Source organism: Alcanivorax sp. UBA3183, assembly GCF_002364155.1.
Taxonomy (GTDB): Bacteria; Pseudomonadota; Gammaproteobacteria; order Pseudomonadales; family Alcanivoracaceae; genus Alcanivorax; species Alcanivorax jadensis.
In genome coordinates this window covers 4080-21863 of sequence record NZ_DEXN01000032.1, presented here as the reverse complement: position 1 = coordinate 21863, position 17784 = coordinate 4080, and the positions used below count along the sequence as shown (strand labels likewise).

Here is a 17784-nt window from a genome sequence, read left to right as displayed (position 1 = left end):
CAAGAATCGAGGCTAAGCGTATGTTACGGGGGAATGGACTCATGGAGCACAGGGGAAAGGTGCATAACGTAGACGCGCCAGCCATGGAGAAAATCCGTGAGTCCGGCCGATTTGCCCGCACCATTGCGATGGCGGCAGTGCTGTTCCTCCTTAATGGGGTGATCTGGCCATCCTGGGCAGTCGCACTGGAGGTAGAGCGCCAGAAGGACATTACCGAGCAGGCTCGCTGGGAAGCGAAGAACCAGCATCTGGATCAGGTGCTCAAGCATGTTCGTGACAGGGTCCGTGACCGTAAGGCGGTGATTGACCGGCGTTTGGCCAAGGAAGGCGGCATGCTGGACAACATGCTTTCAGCCATAGGGCTGAGCCAGCTGACCCTGGAAGGCGTGGACGATCTCAGTTGGCTATCTGGCAGGGCCGAGCATCTGCATCAGCAGGCGCTGAAAGAGTTTGATACCACCGCCAAGCGGCTGCGCGAAAAGCAGCTACCGGAAAAAATCCAGCAGCGGCATGCCAAGGCTCGCCAGCAATACCTGGAGCGCTACCAGACCATGCAGGCCCGCATGGCCGCCATGCTGGAAGCAGAGAGTCTCCAGGAGCAGCAGGACGCGGCGGCATCGCTGAAAGAGTGGATGGACAGCTTCACCCTGGAAAAACCCCGTGACCCTTTCGATCCGAACAACCTGCCCTGGGGTACCCCTGACCCGAGCCTGACCCCGGAACCGGCGACCACGGCCAGAGAATTAAGCGCCAGGAATGCGCTTCCCCTTTTCGAACGTGGCGTGCAACTGGCCAGTAACGTCATTACCCCCGACATGCTCGGACAACCCGGAGGCCCCACGGAAGAGGACCTGGCCGCCACGCTGGACGCCCAGCTCACCGATGCCATCCGTGCAAAGGCGGAAGCGCTGGATCACGATCCGGTGAAAATCTACCAGTGGGTTCGCAACAATATCGAGTTTATTCCCAGCCATGGTTCCATCCAGGGTGCGGATTACACCCTGCAACACGGTAAGGGCAATGCCTACGACACAGCCAGCTTGCTGGTTGCCTTGCTTCGTGCCGCCAACATCCCTGCCCGCTACACGTTCGGTACCGTACAAATGCCTGCCGATCAGGTGATGAACTGGGTAGGCAACGTCAACACCCCGCAAGGCGCCAGCGATCTTTTGGGGCAGGGCGGTATCCCCAATGTTGGCATGGTCAGCGGAGGGGAAATCACCCACATCAACCTGGAGCATGTGTGGGTAGAGGCCTGGATCGACTATCACCCCAGCCGTGGCGCCAAACATAGCGTGGGCGATAGTTGGGTGCCCATGGATGCCAGCTTCAAGCAATACGAGTACACCGAGGGCTTGGCCCTGGAAGAGCAAGTGCCCTTCGATGCTCAAGGTCTGGCCCAGACCATTGAGCAGGAAAGCACCATCAATGAAGAGGAGGGCTGGGTGCAGGGCGTGCCCCAGCAGGCCATGGAAGATGCCTTTGCCGACTATCGCGCCCAACTGGAGGCTTTTCTGGAAAACCAGGCCCCTGACGCGACGGTAGGGGAGGTGCTGGGCACCCAGAACATCAAGACAGTGATCCACCAGCAGCTGGCCGCCGGGCTTCCTTATCAATTGCTGACACGGAAGTTGGTAGCGTCCGAGTTATCGGATAGCCTGCGCTGGAAATTCCGTTACCAGCTCTATACTAACCAGTTTGGTCGGCAGGGCAGCGAATTAATCAGTATTCAGCAGCCCACGGTAGCCTTGGCCGGTCGCAAACTCGCCCTGTCCTTCAAACCGGCCACACCAGAAGATGAGGAGACCCTGGCCAGCTATTTGCCAGAGCCGGATGAAAACGGCGAGGTCGACCCCAGCGATATTCCCGATACTTTGCCGGGCTACCTGATCGATCTGACAGGTGAATTCACCATAGGCAACGAGGTAGTGGCCACAGCAACCTCCAATACCACCATGGGCTCCGAGCTACAATCCGAAATGGGCTATTGGCAGCCCAATCAGGGATGGCGCACCAGTCAGAACGAAGCTGTTGCTGGCGAATACAGAGCTCTGGCGCTGAACCTGCAAGGCATCAGTCAGAGTCAGGCCCAAGATCTGCAAACCGATCTGGAAAGCACCCGACAGAAACTGGAAGCGGAAGACTTCGCAGGCCTGACCAAGCGGCAGGTAGTCGGTGACCTGCTCTACAGCACCATACTCAGCTATTTCGCTCTGAATGATATACAGGACAAAATTAGCGAAAAGCAGGCCCACAGTGTGGGCTACCGTGCCCCCAGCTACGGTCTGTTCAAAACCAGCCTGTCTCCGGTCTATTTCTACGGCATTCCCCGCAACGTCAAAGCCACCGGCCTGACTATGGACGTGGATCGCTTCGCGGGAACACGCGTCGACAAGGATGGTAATGTGGAACGCCGGCTGGCGTTCAACCGTGCCCGTGGTGCCCGGCTATCAGCTATGGAACACCTGGTACCGGAACAGATGTACAGCACGGATGATGCGCCGGCCCATGGTATTAGTGCGGTAAAAGCCATCCAGCTTGCCGCCGCCGAAGGGCAGAAGATCTGGACGATTACCCAGGCTAACCTGGATCAGGCGCTGGCCAGTATCGAGTTGTCCGATGAAGTGGAAACCGATATCCGTAACTCGGTATATGCGGGCAAGGAAGTAACGGCCCATGAGAGAGCGGTGAATTTCTTTGGAAGTGAGTCCTCCGGTTATATTGTGCTGGATCCCTATAGTGGGGCTGGGGCTTATTTGATTGAGGGTGGGGAGAATGGGGGGAATATATTCTCAACGATTAAAGATATTCTTGTGTGGATAAGCTGGGAGTTTGAAAGGCCATACTTTGACTTTAGTAAATTTGGTGAGAAACTTCTCAGAATCGCTTCTTTTGTTGGTTTTTCAGCTACAGCGGTTAGTGCTTTTTCCGACCTGAAAGGCCCCTGTGGGGCTGTGTCTGCGGGCGTAATATCTGGATTTATTGCGTACTTAAATGGCTTTCTGAGCACGTTCCTGTTGGCTGTTGCATTTTCATTTATTGGTCCATTGGTTGTTGTGGCTTTGATTGTTATATTTAGTGTTTTCATGAGTATGATAAATGAGATGCTGATTGCTATGGCAACAACAGGCTGCGCTGCTGCGCGGGGGAGGTAAATGAAGAAGCCAGGTTTTTCAAGAATACTGAGAAGGTTCTATGGGGTGGAAAAAATAGACTCTAATTGGAGTTTTAGTGATTTCATAGAGTCTTTTTCACTGCTGAGTGTCTTTTTCAGCCTTTTTTTTATTGAGTATTTTGTATATGAGGTAAGTGTCCGTAATTATCTCTATAATGTTAGCGTGCCCATAATAATTGGCGCCATAGCGTACTCTGTGGTCACTAAGAATTATGCTTTTGGGCCAGCTTCTGGGGCGCTCATTCACATGCTAATAGCGTTGATTAGCGCATTTTTTTCCTATGCTTTATATTCTTGGGTCTAGGTAATCGGTCTGCTATTTGGGCTCAATGGATAGCTGCTCTAAGAAGGGTAAGTACGCTGTTAAATGATAAGGAAAGTTCTTCCTCTGTTCGACGATTTTTTATAAGGGGGCAGAGGGGCGGATATTCAGAATAACACAAGGCGGTCATTATGGAGTGGTTGTTTCGAGGGAGTGCCGTGCCCTGTCGCTGAACCTGCAAGGGATCAGCCAAAGTCAGGCCCAGTCCCTGCAAACCGATTTGGAAAGCACCCGGCAAAAACTGGAAGCGGAAGACTTTGCAGGTCTGACCAAGCAGCAGGTAGTCGGTGATCTGCTCTATAGCACCATCCTCAGTTATTTCGCCCTGAATGACATGCAGGACAAGATTAGCGAAAAGCAGGCCCACAGTGTGGGCTACCGTGCCCCCAGCTATGGCCTGTTCAAAACCAGCCTGTCTCCGGTCTATTTCTACGGTATCCCCCGCAACGTCAAAGCCACCGGCCTGGCCATGGACGTGGATCGCTTCGCGGGGACTCGCGTCGACAAGGATGGCAATGTGGAACGCAGGTTGGCGTTCAACCGTGCCCGAGGTGCCCGACTATCAGCCATGGAGCACCTGGTACCGGAGCAGATGTACAGCACGGATGATGCGCCCGCCCATGGTATTAGTGCGGTAAAAGCCATCCAGCTTGCCGCCGCCGAAGGGCAGAAGATCTGGACGATTACCCAGGCTAACCTGGATCAGGCGCTGGCCAGTATCGAGTTGTCCGATGAAGTGGAAACCGATATCCGTAACTCGGTATATGCGGGCAAGGAAGTAACGGCCCATGAGAGAGCGGTGAATTTCTTTGGAAGTGAGTCCTCCGGTTATATTGTGCTGGATCCCTATAGTGGGGCTGGGGCTTATTTGATTGAGGGTGGGGAGAATGGGGGTTACCTTAAGCAAGCGGGAGGCGGGGGTGTTATTGCAGCAGCTATTACTGCGTTGGTCTTTAATGGTTTGCCTGCAGCAGCAGCGGCTGCAGTCACTGCATCATTAGCGCTTTTAATGGTTGGGGCAATGCTGTTGTTGACTGCTTATGTAAAATTGCAGCAAGGTGAAGTGATAGCAGCCGAGATTCTTTGTAATGCTGGTGTTGTTTTTTTGACGGCGGCGCTGACATTTTTGCCAGGAGTAACAAGCAAGTTGGTTCAATTGTTTATTTCTCTGTTTGGTGGGGCGGCTGCATATAAAGGATGCTCATTGTCATGAGAAAGGTTTTTTACGTTTTTTATACTGTAATAGGAATATTGGTGTCTGAGTTTTACCCTGAATCTTGGGGGGCAGGCTGGGCTGGAGGATACTTCGCACTATTCTCTGGTTTTCTAGTTGTGATATTACTTTACTCCGTTGATTATTTTATTCTCGATTTCTGTCAAAAGAAGAGAGACTCTTAAAGTGGTGCAATAATTCTGTGGTTTTTATGGGCGATGCGTCCCTTGGCCGCTTCGCCCTGAATGACATGCAGGACAAGATTAGCGAAAAGCAGGCCCACAGTGTGGGCTACCGTGCCCCCAGTTATGGCCTGTTCAAAACCAGCCTGTCTCCGGTCTATTTCTACGGTATCCCCCGCAACGTCAAAGCCACCGGCCTGGCCATGGATGTGGATCGCTTCGCGGGCACGCGCGTCGACAAGGATGGCAATGTGGAACGCAGGCTGGCGTTCAATCGTGCTCGAGGTGCCCGGCTATCGGCCATGGAACACCTGGTGCCGGAGCAGATGTATAGCACGGACGATGCACCGGCCCACGGTATCAGTGCGGTAAAAGCCATCCAGCTTGCCGCCGCCGAAGGGCAGAAGATCTGGACGATTACCCAGGGAAACCTGGATCAAGCATTGGCCAGTATTGAGCTGTCCGATGAGGTAGAAACGGATATCCGTAACTCGGTATATGCGGGCAAGGAAGTGACGGCTCATGAGAGGCCGGTGAATTTCTTTGGGAGCCAGTCCTCCGGCTATATTGTGCTGGATCCTTATAGTGGGGCTGGGGCTTATTTGATTGAGGGTGGGGAGAATGGCTCATCTACGCAAACTTCTTCCAGTGATGTCCTTTCTTGGTTATCTACAGTTGCTGAAGAGTTTGTTGATTTGTTTGGTGGTGCTTATTCTAAGGCCTTCGTTAGCATAAAAGGCTCCATTGAAAGAATGCTTGGCTATTTAGATATTCTGAGGAGCTGCGATCCGCTAACGGCGTCAGCTGCAATTACTTCAATTGGTCTTCTTGTTTCAGGTTTGGGGGCGATTTTTGCTCTTTATGCTGCAATTCTGCCCGTTCTAATTGTTTTGATATTGGCGGTTCTGAAATCCATTATGGTTGCAGTATTTATTGAAGCTTGGACAGGAGTTTGCAAGCGTGAAGATTAATAATGGTAAAGCTCCTTTTTGGTGTTATTGGGTATTTTTTTCTGTTGCTTCAGTAACATCGATTTTTCCTCTTCATTTAGGAGGGGTTATCTGTGTTTTTATTTGGCTGAGCCCGGTAGTATTTTTAGACATGTCTTGGCGTAAGCAGAGAATGGTAGCTTTTCCTTTAATTGTGTTAGTAATCTGGTTTTTTGCAATTCTGGTGGGAAGTTTTTTGTCTGGAACCAAAATGTACTTCAATCCGTTGTAACGTCTAATAAATATTTTATCCTGGTATGTACCATATGGGGTGGCGAGCTAAAGCCTTCAAACCGACCTGGAAAGCACCCGACAAAAACTGGAAGCAGAATACTTCGCAAGCCTGACAATGGACGTGGATCGCTTCGCAGGCACGCGCGTCGATAAGGATGGCAATGTGGAACGCAGGTTGGCGTTCAACCGTGCCCGTGGTGCCCGGCTATCGGCCATGGAGCACCTGGTGCCGGAGCAGATGTACAGCACGGACGATGCGCCCGCCCATGGTATCAGCGCAGTCAAAGCCATCCAGCTTGCCGCCGCCAAAGGGCAGAAGATCTGGACGATTACCCAGGGGAACCTGGATCAGGCACTGGCCAGTATCGAGTTGTCCGATGAGGTAGAAACCGATATCCGTAACTCGGTGTATGCGGGCAAGGAAGTAACGGCCCATGAGAGGCCGGTGAATTTCTTTGGGAGTCAGTCATCTGGCTATTTTTTTACATATTTAGTGATTACATTTACGGCAGGGCTTGCGGGGGCCGTTATTCCCTTGATTATAGGCGAGATGGTGGGGCTTTTTCAGTCTCAAATTAACGAATTGGCAAGAAAGTATGCGTGTTTAGGATGATTTGTGAAAAATAAAAATATAGAAGCTTTTACTTTATGGGGTGTTTATTTTTTTTCCTCATTGGTTGTTCTTGTTTATGCCTTTTTATTTATGGAACGCTGTCTTTTTGATGGTATTGAAAAGGGGGAGGTTGCAGTTCTGTCTGAAGGGTTTTCTCCGCCGTGGTATAAAGCGTATCGTTTTTCGGATTTTGAGGATGCGGAGGCTGTAATTAATGGAGTGAACTTTTCGGTTCCCTCTGACGTGGCAAATGAAATCAGCGGAAAAAAAGTTGATTTTGTTTATGGTGAGTATACTGGCGTGGCGTATGAGGTTTCAGGTGATAAGAATGTTTATTGGAGGCTGTTCTCATTTTTTAATATATGTATAGTGATATTTCTCGCTATTTTTTTAGTAACAGTTCTCAGAGAGCTACAGCTTGTTTGCCTTCTGGCATTTGTTTTTTCAATGAGAATGCTATTCCAGATATTATGATTTTTGAAGGGTGATCTATCCATTTGAAAAAAGAAAATGACAGGTTTAAACACACTAATCCAATAACGTACGCCAATCCAAGGTCTTGGCCACAGCGACCACCAATGCCGTGACTTTTCAACAGCCTGCTAGTCCAGCAGCGCCCGAAGATTGGCAATGCTGGCCTCTGCCACCGCTGTTTCCTTTGCTTCGTCTTTAATCATGCCGATGCCCAGAAAGTCGATATCATCCTGGGGTATTTCGTCCACGAAGCGGCTGGCGGTGGTATCGATTTTCTCGCCGTATTGTTTGCGGGTCAGCGCCTGGGTCATGGCCAGGGTTTCCCGGGCGCGAGTGATGCCCACGTACATCAGCCGGCGTTCCTCGACGATGTTGTCTTCTTCAATACTGGTGCGGTGAGGGAGGAATTCTTCTTCCACGCCCATCATGTAGACGTGGGGAAACTCCAGCCCTTTGGAGGCGTGCAGGGTCATCAGCTGTACCCGGTCGGAATCGTCCTCTTCCTGTTGCTGTTCGAGCATATCCAGCAACACCAGTTTCTTGATCACCGCTTCCAGGTCGCTGGCGCTGTCTTCTTCGTCTTCCTGTTTTTCCAGCATGCGTTCAATACTGCGCACCAGCTGCCAGATATTTTCGATATTCTTTTCGCCGATGCGTGGGCTGGAGGCGTTCTGCATCAGCCAGCCCTCATAATCCATGTCGGAGATCAGCTCGGTGACCGCCTGCAGGCTGTTGTGGCCGAAGCAGAATTTTCGTTTGGCATCCAGCCAGGCCTTGAACTTTTGCAGCTTCTCGGCGGCCTTGGGGTTCATGACTTCACTGAGGGCAATATCGTCACAGACATGGTAGAGCCCCTGTTCCCGTTTCAGGGCCCAGGTGGCGAGTTTTTCCAGGGTGGCAGGGCCGATCTCCCGGCGCGGGGTGTTGATGATGCGCAGGAAGGCGTTGTCGTCATCCGGGTTGACCAGCAGGCGCAGGTAACACATCAGGTCCTTGATCTCGCTACGCGAGAAGAAACTTTTGCCGCCGGATACCTTGTAGGGAATCGACAGGCTCTGCAGTTTCATTTCCAGAATCCGCGACTGGAAATTACCTCGGTACAACACCGCAAAGTCTTTCCACTTCAAGCCCTGTTGCAGACGGCGATGGAAGATGTCGCTGGCAATCCATTCGGTTTCTGCTTCTTCATCGCGCAGGGCGGAAAAACGAATTGGCTCGCCGTAGCCATAGTCGGACCACAGGCTCTTTTCGAACTCGTGAGGGTTGTTGGCGATCACCGTATTGGCGGCTTTCAGAATGCGCCCGGTGGAACGGTAATTCTGCTCCAGCTTGACCACTTTCAGGGTGGGCCAGTCCTGCTGCAGTTGCGCCAGGTTTTCCGGGCGAGCACCACGCCAGGCGTAGATGGACTGGTCGTCATCGCCCACCACGGTGAACTTGCCTTCCGGCAGGGTGAGCATTTTTACCATTTCGTACTGGGCACCGTTGGTGTCCTGGTATTCGTCCACCAGCAGGTACTGGATGCGGTTGCGCCACTTTTCCAGAATACGCGGCTGTTCGCGGAACATGCGCGCCGGCATCAGGATCAGGTCATCGAAATCCACCGCGTTGCACACTCGCAACATGCGGTCGTAGCCACCGTAGGCCATGGCAGCGCGCTGGTCCTCATCGGTGTCGGCGGTACTCACCGCTTCTTCCGGCAGCACCAAGGCGTTCTTCCAGTCGGAGATGCGCTTGTGGATCACGTCCACTGCGTCCAGATCCCGTTCCGATTCCCCCTGACGCAGGATTTCCTTGAGGATCTCCTTGCTGTCGGCGCCATCGAGAATGGAGAAGCCATTGCGCAGGCCGCAGGCCTTCAGCTCGGATTTGAGAATGCGCAGGCCCAGGTTGTGGAAGGTGGAGACGATCAGCCCCCGGGTCAGGTCCCGGCTCACCAGCGACTGCACCCGCTCCTTCATTTCCCGGGCGGCCTTGTTGGTAAAGGTCACCGCGGCAATATGCCGGGCCGACATGCCCCTTTCCTGGATCAGCCAGGCGATCTTGCGGGTGATCACGCTGGTCTTCCCGGAACCCGCCCCGGCCAGTACCAGCAACGGGCCATCGGCATAGTGCACGGCTTCCTGCTGGCGGGGGTTGAGCTGACTCATAGGGCTCCGGAAAATCTGGGGGGTGAAATAGGGTCGCTATGATACCAGCGATGGCCCTGCACTCCAGACACCTTATGTCGGTTATCATGGCGGTTTGGCAAGTAACGGTTTTGCCTATGCGCCTGGACTATTTTCTCGCCCACAGTGCCGGCCTGTCTCGTAAAGAGGCCAAGCAACTGATCAGCCGCGGTGCGGTCACCGTGGAGGGCGAAGTGCGTCCGAAAGCCAACCTGCAACTGCGGGATGGGCAGGGCGTCTGGTTACATGACCAGCCAGTGCAATTGCCTGGCCACCGTTATCTGATGCTGCATAAGCCGGCGGGAGTGGTGTGTTCCACGGATGACCCGGAACATCGCACCGTACTGGACCTGCTGCCTGTGGCGCTGCGCCAGGATCTGCACCCGGCGGGGCGCCTGGATCGGGATACCACCGGCCTGGTGCTGTTGACCAGCGACGGCCAGTGGTCCCACCGGCTTACTTCCCCGAACCACCAGTGCGACAAGCGCTACCGGGTGAGCTGCGCGGACCCGGTCAGTGATGAAGATCTGCAGGCCCTGCGTGATGGCATTCTGCTGCGTGGCGAAGACTCTCCCACCTTGCCCGCCAAGGCGGAGCGGGTAGGTGTGGACCAGTTGCTGCTGACCATCCGGGAAGGGCGTTACCATCAGGTAAAACGGATGCTGGCGGCGCGGGGAAACAAGGTGGTGGCCCTGCACCGGGAGCAGATCGGTGAGATTGTGCTGGATGCGGATCTGGCGCCGGGAGAGTTCCGGGCCCTGAGCGAGGAAGAGATTCACAGTCTGTAAGGTTTTCCATAGGAGCGTCGCTGGCGGCGCGATCACCAGCGACGTTTAAAGCGAAGCCGCTGCAGGAGTTCCTCTTGAGGGACGAACCACGCGTCAGCGTGGAAATCGCCCGCGGGCAATCAGAAGAGAGCGACGTCGTCAGCGTGATCTGACGGTATCAGCATAGTCCGTTTCCTCGCCCAGGCTCGGATTCGTCCCTCAAGCGGAACTCCTACAGCGGCTTCGTTTTGGCCGTGTGAGTTGTGCTTTTACGCTGATGATCGCGCCGCGAGCGACGCTCCCACGGGTGCCCGCTTAGTTCAACTGCCCCTGCAGCTCCATCACATCCACGGTCCGTTCCCGGTTAAGGGGATCGACCAGGGTGTTGGCATCCTGATAGACGCGCGGGGTCTTGTAGAGCATGGCCACCGCTTTGACATGGCTGGGGCACACGTAACGCTCAGGCATTTCTTGCTGCAGCCAGGCGCGTACTTTCGGGGCCTGATCGGAACCCATCTTTGGGAACAGGTGGTGCTCCACATGATGGCTGAAGTGGAAGTGCAACGGATCAATCCAGCGCCAGGCCCGCACACTCATGGAATTGTCCACCGGATGGTTGTTGTCCATCTGTGGGCGCAGCATGTGGTTGGTAAGGATATAGCTCTGGCCGATGAAGTTGATGATCATCATCGGGATCAGCACGGTAAAGATCGCCAGTGGGCCGGATACGATGGCCAGTGTGATCCATGCCGCCATGCAAAGGTAGGACTGGCGGATCGCTTTCTTGCGGTTGAATCCCTTGAACTCCTCACGCTTGCGGGTCTGCATGCGCAGTACCAGCTGGCCGTGGAACATGAAGGAATAGAACAGGAACAAAAAGCTGTACCAGGTGCGCCCACCCGGGGCCAGCTTGGTAAAGTTGGCGGTCTGCGGGTGTTTCTCGTAGCGGTACAGGGTGCCGAAAGAGTCCGGGTCCTTGTCGCCCAGGTTGGTGTTGGCGTGGTGAGCCACATTGTGCCAGCGGCGCCAGAATTCCGGGGCGATCAGGGCTGGACCAAAGCCGACCCAGCCGAGAAAATCCTGCATGCGACGGCTCATGCCCAGCGCGCCGTGTAGCACTTCGTGGGCCAGCAGGGCCTGGCAGGCCAGGGTGTGGCCGGCGAGGATGGCAAGCAGCAGGTTGCCCCACCAGGGCAGGCTGAGCATCAGGATGGCAGCGATGCTGCCGATGATCACCGCGCTCATGGGAATAAACCACAGGGCGCGCAGTGGGCGGGCCTTGAACGTGGCCGGGCCCAGGTCCTTCTTCACGGCATCGCGGATGGCGCGGGCATCATCGGCACCAAAATGGCGGCTGTAAGTGGTGTCTTTCATGGTCATGACTATCCTTGACGGTCGAGGCCGGGAAATTCGGATGCAGGCATTCTGGTGAACAGTTGTGTTTGGGCGAAGTGCAAGGCTGGACAGAAAACAGTCATTTTCGGACAGGTGCAAAATTAGCGTATAGTAGAGCCATGAATCACGAGCGCTTTATACAGCTGGACCCTGGTACTGGTCGTTCCCCGGTCCCGGTCAACTATGTGCGCAACCTGGTGGAACTGATCGCCGAGGTTGGCGTGGATAGTCGTCGGCTGCTTTCCCAAGTGGGGCTGAGCGAGGATGAGGTCTATAACCCGGAACCGGCGCTGCGCTTCGAGCAGTTCCGCCGGGTCATGGTGGGCGCCCGTGAAATAACCGGTGATCCGGCCCTGGGCCTGGCGCTGGGTCAACAATTGACCCTCACCGCCCATGGCCTGCTCGGCTATGCCGCCATCAGCAGTGCTGATCTGGGCGATGCCCTGCGGCTGCTGGAGCGCTACTTCCGCACCCGTACCCGCCTGTGCGTTCCCCGTATCGAACCCTCCCAGGAAGGGGTGCGTTTCTGCCTCATGGAAAGCGTGCCGCTGGGCGATATCCGTGAAACCTATCTGGAAGTGGTAGTGGCTGCGGTGGTCGGCGGGATTCGCTATCTGCTGGGCGATCGTTTCCAGGGAGCGGTGCTGGAGCTGCCTTATGCGGCGCCGGCCCATGCGGATCGTTACCGCGAATTGTTGGCCATGCCGGTGGAGTTCGGGGCCGAGGTGGCGGCCCTGCGGTTACCCAAGGCCCTGCTCAACGAGCGTTTTACCCTGTCTGATCCGGCGTCCCGGCAGATGGCCGCACAGAAATGCGAGGAAGAACTGCAACGGCTGGAAGCCGATCAGGACTGGGCCAGCCGCGTGCGCGCCCGGTTGATGCAGGCAGAGGGCATGCTGCCCAGCCTGGAACAGCTGGCGTGCAATTTCCACGTTACCTCCCGCACCCTGCGTCGTTATCTCAATGCCCTGGGCGTGAGCTACCGCTCCCTGCTGGAAGAGGTACGCATGACCAAGGCCATGGCGTATCTGCAGGCCAATATCACCGTGCAGCAGGTGGCCTCGAAACTGGGCTATGCCGACCCCAGCAATTTCGCCCGTGCCTTCCGCAAATGGACCGGCCACCCGCCGAGTCACTTCCAGCCGTAAATTTTTTACCACAGAGGTCACTGAGATCACTGAGGTAAAACCTCAGGGCGACCGGTTGTGGGGGGAATTAGCTCCTGCAGGAGTTCCCTTCCAGGCGACGCGAGGCGGCAACCTATCCTCTTCAGCAAACCCGGCGAAACCGGATCGGGTTTCCCCAATTTCGCGTTGACGCGCGCGGTTCGTCCCCTGAAAGGGAACTCCGACATAAAGGTGCTCCCTGGCCTTCTCCCTGTAGCAATCCCTTTCTCATGACGATAGTGTTCCTGTCCGCGTCAGCCGAAAACAGCATCCCATGAGCAACAGCGAACCGGTCCTTCTGGTCAGCCGGCACAACCAACCCCGTGGCAGTTGTCAGCGTGGGCGCATGCAGCGTCAGAGGCTGATTCATCGCGCGTCCTACGTGGTGGTGCGGGATCTGGCCGGGCGGGTTTGTGTGCAACAGCGTGCCGCCGACAAACATTTTTACCCCGGTGGCTGGGATCTGGCGGCTGGTGGTGTCATGCGCCCCAATGAAACCGTGGGCGAAAATCTGTCGCGGGAATTGTTCGAGGAAGTGGGCGTGCAACGTCAGTTTTCCCGTTGGCAGTGGTTCTTCTTTACCAATCCCCATCACCAGGTCTGGGGCGCGCTGGCGTCCGTGGTGGTGTGTCCGCAGGCGGTCTCGCTCAGCGATGAAGTGGTCGCCATTGAATGGCTGCCGGGCCGGGACGCGCTGCTATTGCCCGATGCCACCCCTGATACCCGCCACGCACTGTCCTTGCTGTTGTCATCCTCCTCCTGAGCGTTTTCGTCCTTGTGGCCGGCTGGCGGGCTGGGTAGCTTCTCTCACTGATGCAGAGAAGGGTGAGGAAGTTATGTCCCAACGATTCAGTGTGGCCGGTAAACGTATTCTGATCACCGGCGCGTCCAGCGGCTTTGGTGCCCACTTCGCCATTGCCCTGGCCGAAGAAGGGGCCAACGTGGTGCTGGCGGCTCGCCGGGTGGAAAAGCTCGAAGCCACTGCCGAAGCGGTACGGGCTCTGGGCCGTGAGGCCACCGTGGTGCCCATGGACGTGAGTGATCACGGCAGTGTGGAAGACGCCTTTGCCGCTATGCCGGCGGTGGATGTGGTGGTCAACAATGCTGGCATATCCCACGAAGGCCCCACCGACGAGCTTAGCGAAGAAGACTGGGATGCGGTGGTGGATACCAACCTGAAAGGAGTCTGGGCGGTGTCCAAGTTTGCCATCCAGCAATGGCGGCGGGACGATCGCCCGGGCAGCCTGATCAACATCGCCTCCATTCTCGGCCTGCGTGTGGGTGGCCGGGTGGCGCCCTACACCGCCTCCAAGGCGGCGGTGGTGCAGCTCACCAAGTCTCTGGCGCTGGATTTTGCCCGCTACAACATCCGCTGCAATGCTATCTGCCCCGGCTATGTAGAAACCGATATCAACCGGGACTTCTTCAACAGCCCGCTGGCGGAAAAAATGCTCAAGCGCATTCCCTATCGCCGCTTGGGGCAGATCGACGAACTGGTCGGCCCGCTGTTGCTGCTGGCGTCCGATGCGTCGTCCTACATGACCGGTTCGGTGATCGCCGTGGATGGCGGCCACCTCTGCAATACTCTCTAACCTAGATCGAGGACAGACCATGGATTTCTCCCTGACCCCGGAGCTGGAAAGCCTGCGCCAGCAAGTGGCCGCCTTTGTGGAAGCGGAAATCATGCCGCTGGAAAACGACAAGGCGAATTACGACGACCACGAAAACTTCAAGGAAAGCGTGGTCGATACTCTGCGAGAAAAAGCGAAAGCCACAGGACTCTGGGGCTTCCAGTTGCCCAGGGAGCGTGGCGGCCTGGATGTGGGCGTGGCCGGTATGGCGGTGCTCTACGAAGAGGCCGCTCGCAGTCCGTTCGGGCCGGTCGTATTCAACTGTGCGCCGCCAGATGACGGCACCATGATTCTGCTCAACAAGATTCTCAACGACGAACAGAAAGCCCGCTGGCTACAGCCGATGATCGACGGCAAGGTGCGGTCCGCTTTTGCAATGACCGAGCCGGAAGGTGGCTGTGGCTCTGACCCGTCCCTGACCTATACCTCTGCCACCAAGGACGGCGACAACTGGATCATTAACGGTCGTAAGTGGTTTATCACCGGCGCGGAAGGGGCGCAAACCTTCATCCTGATTGCCAAGACCAGCGATGACCCGCGAAAGGGGCTTACCGCCTTCCTGTTTGATGCGGATCAGCCCGGTTGGGAAATCGTTCGTCGCATCCCGATCATGGGGCCGGAAGAGCATGGTGGTCACTGCGAGCTGAAATTCGATGGTCTGATTATCCCGGATGAAAATCGTCTTCTGGAAGTGGGCGATGGCCTGAAAGTCACCCAGATCCGCCTCGGCACCGCTCGTCTTACCCACTGTATGCGCTGGCTGGGTCTGGCCAAGCGTTGCATGGAAGAAGCCGCCGGTTATGTGGAAAACCGCATGAGCTTTGGCACCACCCTGGCCGAGCACGAAGGCGTGCAGTGGATGCTGGGTGACGTGGCCAAGGATATCGAAGTGGGCCGTCTGCTGACCATGCAGGCCGCCTGGAAACTGGATCAGGGGGATTTCGCCAAGAAGGAGATTTCCATGGCCAAGATCCACGTGGCCGACACCCTGCACAAGGCCGCCGATACCGCCATCCAGCTATGCGGTGCCCGTGGCTATTCCAAGGACACCCTACTGGAATGGATCTACCGCTACGCCCGCCAGGCGCGTCTGGTGGACGGTGCCAGCGAGGTGCACAAGATGGTGCTGTCGCGGTTCTATCTGAAAGAGAAACGCGATTTCTTTCAGTGGGGTTAATGTCGTCTGCTAGCGACAACCCTGTGTTCCAGTCCTTGCCGCCGCGCACCACCTTCTGGGCGAGGCGGCGGGGAGTAACCCTGTTGATGGCTGTGGCCAGCAAAGTCATTCTAAAGCAACGACTTGTCATGGCTGAGTCGTCATGTCTTCATCATGTCTTGGTTTCCTGGTCACCACGATACCGGCAGCGTTCCTTTCCCTGAATGTCGTATCGGTATCCTGCAAGGTTTGCGTGTGTCAATTGAGACCAATGCAATATGTAAAATAATGCTAACTGGTAAATGCTTATTTTTTCATAACTATGATAGTCTGGAAAAAATGACGTGACGCTAGTCACGCCTCCCTCATTGCCTTGCGTGTGCCAATTGGTAAGAAAGGCGTTCTGTCAGAAGTCCGCTGTTGGTTGGCACCGTGTATGGGGGGATTCAGTAAAAGCGTCTTTCTACGGGGGTAGTGGCGCGGTTGTCATTTTAACGGGTTATGGGGAAATACATCATGCTGGATCAATACACCAGACATCTCTATGTAGAGAAATTCCTCAAGAGCGCACTCATCATCATGCCACTGTCACTTCTGGCTGTGCTGATGGCGATATTGATCGCTGGCTGACCAGCGTCAGCAGACCACAGGAAACCTGACTAGGGTTACCGGGTGTCCGCTACCGTTTGTCGATAACTCAGGGCTTCGCGTAGGTGATCCCGGTCGACGGTATCTGTTCCGGCCAAATCGGCAATGGTGCGTGCCACCCGGGCACTGCGATGCAGGGCCCGGGCGGACAACCCCATGAGGGTCATGACGTTGGCCAGCCAGTCCCGATGAGGGCGTAGCAGCGGATCCAGGTGATCGCTGCCCAGTTCCCGGTTCAGGCGTCGCTGGCGCTGCCATTGCCGTTGCCAGGCGTCGCGTACCCGGGCGCGGACTGTCGCGCTGGTTTCTCCCTGCCGGTCGCCCAGTAGTTCCCGGGCTTCCACCGCGGGTACGTCCAGGTGCAGATCAATACGGTCCAACAAGGGGCCGGACAGTTTGTTCTGGTAGCGCTTGGCCTTGTCGCAACGATAGCCGCAGCCCTTCTCCGGGTCGCCCAGGTAACCGCAGGGGCAGGGGTTCATGGCGGCGATCAATTGAAAGCGGGCCGGGAAGGTGAGCTCTTGGGCAGCCCGGGCGATGCTCACCTCACCGGTTTCCAGCGGTTCACGTAATACCTCCAGTACTCGCCGGTCGAACTCCGGTAACTCATCGAGAAACAGGATGCCGTGGTGGGCCAGGGAAATTTCCCCGGGCCGCGGGTGGCTGCCGCCTCCGACCAGGGCGGTGGCCGAGGCGGTGTGGTGGGGCGCCCGGTAGGGGCGCTGGTGGAACAGGTGAGCCGGGCGCGGCTGCTTCAGGGAATGAATGGCTGCCACTTCCAGAGCCTGTTTCGGATGCAGCGGCGGCACCAGCCCCGGCAGGCGCGAGGCCAGCATGCTTTTGCCGGCACCGGGCGGGCCACTGAGCAGCAGTGAATGGCCGCCAGCGGCGGCAATCTCCAGTACCCGCTTGGCGGCTGCCTGGCCGCGGATTTCCGAGAGGCAGCCTCCTTCATAGGTGGTGGTGTCCGGGGCCGGGTGATCGTGCAGTGGCAGCGGGGACTGGCCCACCAGGTGGGCTGCCACCTGGGCGAGTTGGTCGCCGGCCACGGTGCTGGCACCTGCCAGTGCGGCTTCATCTGCGTTGTCACGGGGAACGATCAAGGTGCGGCCGGTGGGCTGGCAGGCCAGGGCGCAGGGCAACATGCCGGGAACCGGGCTCAGGGCGCCATTCAATGCCAGCTCGCCGATAAATTCGTACTGGTTGCTGTCCAGTTTTCCGAGCTGCCCGCTGGCCAGCAGGATGCCCAGGGCAATGGGCAGATCAAAACGGCCGCCATCCTTGGGTAGATCCGCCGGGGCCAGGCTCACGGTGATGCGCCGCTGGGGAAACTCGAAGCCGCTGTTGACCAGCGCCGAGCGCACCCGGTCCCGGCTTTCTCGCACGGCGGTGTCGCCCATGCCGACAATGGTGAAGGCAGGCAGGCCCGGTGCCAGATGGGTTTCCACCCGCACTTCCCGGGCCTGGATGCCCAGTGGTGCCCGGCTGTAGAGCAATGCATGCGTCACGTGTTCTCGCAGAATTCAGTGTGTGCGAGGCAGTGTACGGGGAGGGGAGCGTGCTACGTGTGCGAGGTTGTCGGCGGTAGATGTAGGAAATCAGACTTTCGTAGGAGCTAGGCTTGCATGGCGAACAACCGCAATCGCGAGCC

At 56.5% G+C, this 17784-nt stretch carries 14 protein-coding genes; 11 read left to right on the top strand and 3 right to left on the bottom strand.

Annotated features, from left to right (window positions below; genetic code table 11):
- Window positions 1-41 precede the first annotated feature (41 nt).
- The 6 genes from B3Q33_RS10790 to B3Q33_RS10765 all read left to right on the top strand — a co-directional run bounded on the left by B3Q33_RS10790 (window position 42) and on the right by B3Q33_RS10765 (window position 7202).
- Complete coding sequence (locus B3Q33_RS10790) at window positions 42-3155, top strand: transglutaminase-like domain-containing protein (RefSeq protein WP_286827530.1); 3114 nt, start codon at window positions 42-44, stop codon at window positions 3153-3155.
- A gap of 478 nt (window positions 3156-3633) precedes the next feature.
- Window positions 3634-4710, top strand: a complete 1077-nt coding sequence (locus B3Q33_RS10785) for a hypothetical protein (RefSeq protein WP_286827529.1) — start codon at window positions 3634-3636, stop codon at window positions 4708-4710.
- Window positions 4711-4921: 211 nt separating this feature from the next.
- Complete coding sequence (locus B3Q33_RS10780) at window positions 4922-5863, top strand: hypothetical protein (RefSeq protein WP_272961671.1); 942 nt, start codon at window positions 4922-4924, stop codon at window positions 5861-5863.
- On the top strand, window positions 5853-6113 hold the full coding sequence (locus B3Q33_RS10775; RefSeq protein WP_272961672.1) for a hypothetical protein: 261 nt from the start codon (window positions 5853-5855) through the stop codon (window positions 6111-6113). The genes B3Q33_RS10780 and B3Q33_RS10775 overlap by 11 nt, the downstream gene beginning before the upstream one ends.
- Before the next feature lie 117 nt (window positions 6114-6230).
- Window positions 6231-6728: a hypothetical protein gene (locus B3Q33_RS10770; RefSeq protein ID WP_272961673.1), complete on the top strand. Its 498-nt coding sequence runs from the start codon at window positions 6231-6233 to the stop codon at window positions 6726-6728.
- A gap of 3 nt (window positions 6729-6731) precedes the next feature.
- On the top strand, window positions 6732-7202 hold the full coding sequence (locus tag B3Q33_RS10765) for a hypothetical protein (RefSeq protein ID WP_272961674.1): 471 nt from the start codon (window positions 6732-6734) through the stop codon (window positions 7200-7202).
- Between the two features lie 128 nt (window positions 7203-7330).
- Here the strand turns inward: B3Q33_RS10765 and rep are convergent, their stop codons facing one another.
- Window positions 7331-9352, bottom strand: a complete 2022-nt coding sequence (gene rep, locus B3Q33_RS10760; RefSeq protein ID WP_272975182.1) for a DNA helicase Rep — start codon at window positions 9350-9352, stop codon at window positions 7331-7333.
- 116 nt (window positions 9353-9468) lie between these two features.
- Here rep and B3Q33_RS10755 point away from each other — a divergent pair, with 116 nt between their 5' ends.
- A complete protein-coding gene (locus B3Q33_RS10755; protein ID WP_272961676.1) occupies window positions 9469-10158 on the top strand; it encodes a pseudouridine synthase in 690 nt (229 codons plus the stop codon).
- Window positions 10159-10452: 294 nt separating this feature from the next.
- Here the strand turns inward: B3Q33_RS10755 and B3Q33_RS10750 are convergent, their stop codons facing one another.
- Window positions 10453-11517: a fatty acid desaturase family protein gene (locus B3Q33_RS10750; protein ID WP_272961677.1), complete on the bottom strand. Its 1065-nt coding sequence runs from the start codon at window positions 11515-11517 to the stop codon at window positions 10453-10455.
- 134 nt (window positions 11518-11651) lie between these two features.
- Here B3Q33_RS10750 and B3Q33_RS10745 point away from each other — a divergent pair, with 134 nt between their 5' ends.
- The 4 genes from B3Q33_RS10745 (at window position 11652) to B3Q33_RS10730 (ending at window position 15506) form a co-directional block, all read left to right on the top strand.
- Window positions 11652-12680 (top strand): AraC family transcriptional regulator, encoded by a 1029-nt coding sequence (locus tag B3Q33_RS10745; RefSeq protein ID WP_035250627.1) that lies wholly within the window; start codon window positions 11652-11654, stop codon window positions 12678-12680.
- A gap of 292 nt (window positions 12681-12972) precedes the next feature.
- Complete coding sequence (locus B3Q33_RS10740) at window positions 12973-13461, top strand: NUDIX hydrolase (protein ID WP_035250625.1); 489 nt, start codon at window positions 12973-12975, stop codon at window positions 13459-13461.
- A gap of 73 nt (window positions 13462-13534) precedes the next feature.
- Window positions 13535-14290, top strand: coding sequence for an SDR family NAD(P)-dependent oxidoreductase (locus B3Q33_RS10735; protein WP_035250623.1), 756 nt, complete (start codon window positions 13535-13537; stop codon window positions 14288-14290).
- A 19-nt stretch (window positions 14291-14309) separates the two neighbouring features.
- Window positions 14310-15506, top strand: a complete 1197-nt coding sequence (locus tag B3Q33_RS10730) for an acyl-CoA dehydrogenase family protein (RefSeq protein ID WP_035250620.1) — start codon at window positions 14310-14312, stop codon at window positions 15504-15506.
- A 644-nt stretch (window positions 15507-16150) separates the two neighbouring features.
- Here the strand turns inward: B3Q33_RS10730 and B3Q33_RS10725 are convergent.
- On the bottom strand, window positions 16151-17641 hold the full coding sequence (locus B3Q33_RS10725; RefSeq protein WP_286827528.1) for a YifB family Mg chelatase-like AAA ATPase: 1491 nt from the start codon (window positions 17639-17641) through the stop codon (window positions 16151-16153).
- Between the last annotated feature and the right edge of the window lie 143 nt (window positions 17642-17784).

Excerpts from the sequence above, each read along its gene's own strand:
- B3Q33_RS10770 (WP_272961673.1), top strand. The coding sequence starts at position 6,231 with ATGGACGTGGATCGCTTCGCAGGCACGCGCGTCGATAAGGATGGCAAT.
- B3Q33_RS10750 (WP_272961677.1), bottom strand. The coding sequence starts at position 11,517 with ATGACCATGAAAGACACCACTTACAGCCGCCATTTTGGTGCCGATGAT.
- B3Q33_RS10790 (WP_286827530.1), top strand. The coding sequence starts at position 42 with ATGGAGCACAGGGGAAAGGTGCATAACGTAGACGCGCCAGCCATGGAG.
- B3Q33_RS10730 (WP_035250620.1), top strand. The coding sequence starts at position 14,310 with ATGGATTTCTCCCTGACCCCGGAGCTGGAAAGCCTGCGCCAGCAAGTG.
- B3Q33_RS10755 (WP_272961676.1), top strand. The coding sequence starts at position 9,469 with ATGCGCCTGGACTATTTTCTCGCCCACAGTGCCGGCCTGTCTCGTAAA.
- B3Q33_RS10740 (WP_035250625.1), top strand. The coding sequence starts at position 12,973 with ATGAGCAACAGCGAACCGGTCCTTCTGGTCAGCCGGCACAACCAACCC.
- rep (WP_272975182.1), bottom strand. The coding sequence starts at position 9,352 with ATGAGTCAGCTCAACCCCCGCCAGCAGGAAGCCGTGCACTATGCCGAT.
- B3Q33_RS10735 (WP_035250623.1), top strand. The coding sequence starts at position 13,535 with ATGTCCCAACGATTCAGTGTGGCCGGTAAACGTATTCTGATCACCGGC.
- B3Q33_RS10745 (WP_035250627.1), top strand. The coding sequence starts at position 11,652 with ATGAATCACGAGCGCTTTATACAGCTGGACCCTGGTACTGGTCGTTCC.
- B3Q33_RS10780 (WP_272961671.1), top strand. The coding sequence starts at position 4,922 with ATGGGCGATGCGTCCCTTGGCCGCTTCGCCCTGAATGACATGCAGGAC.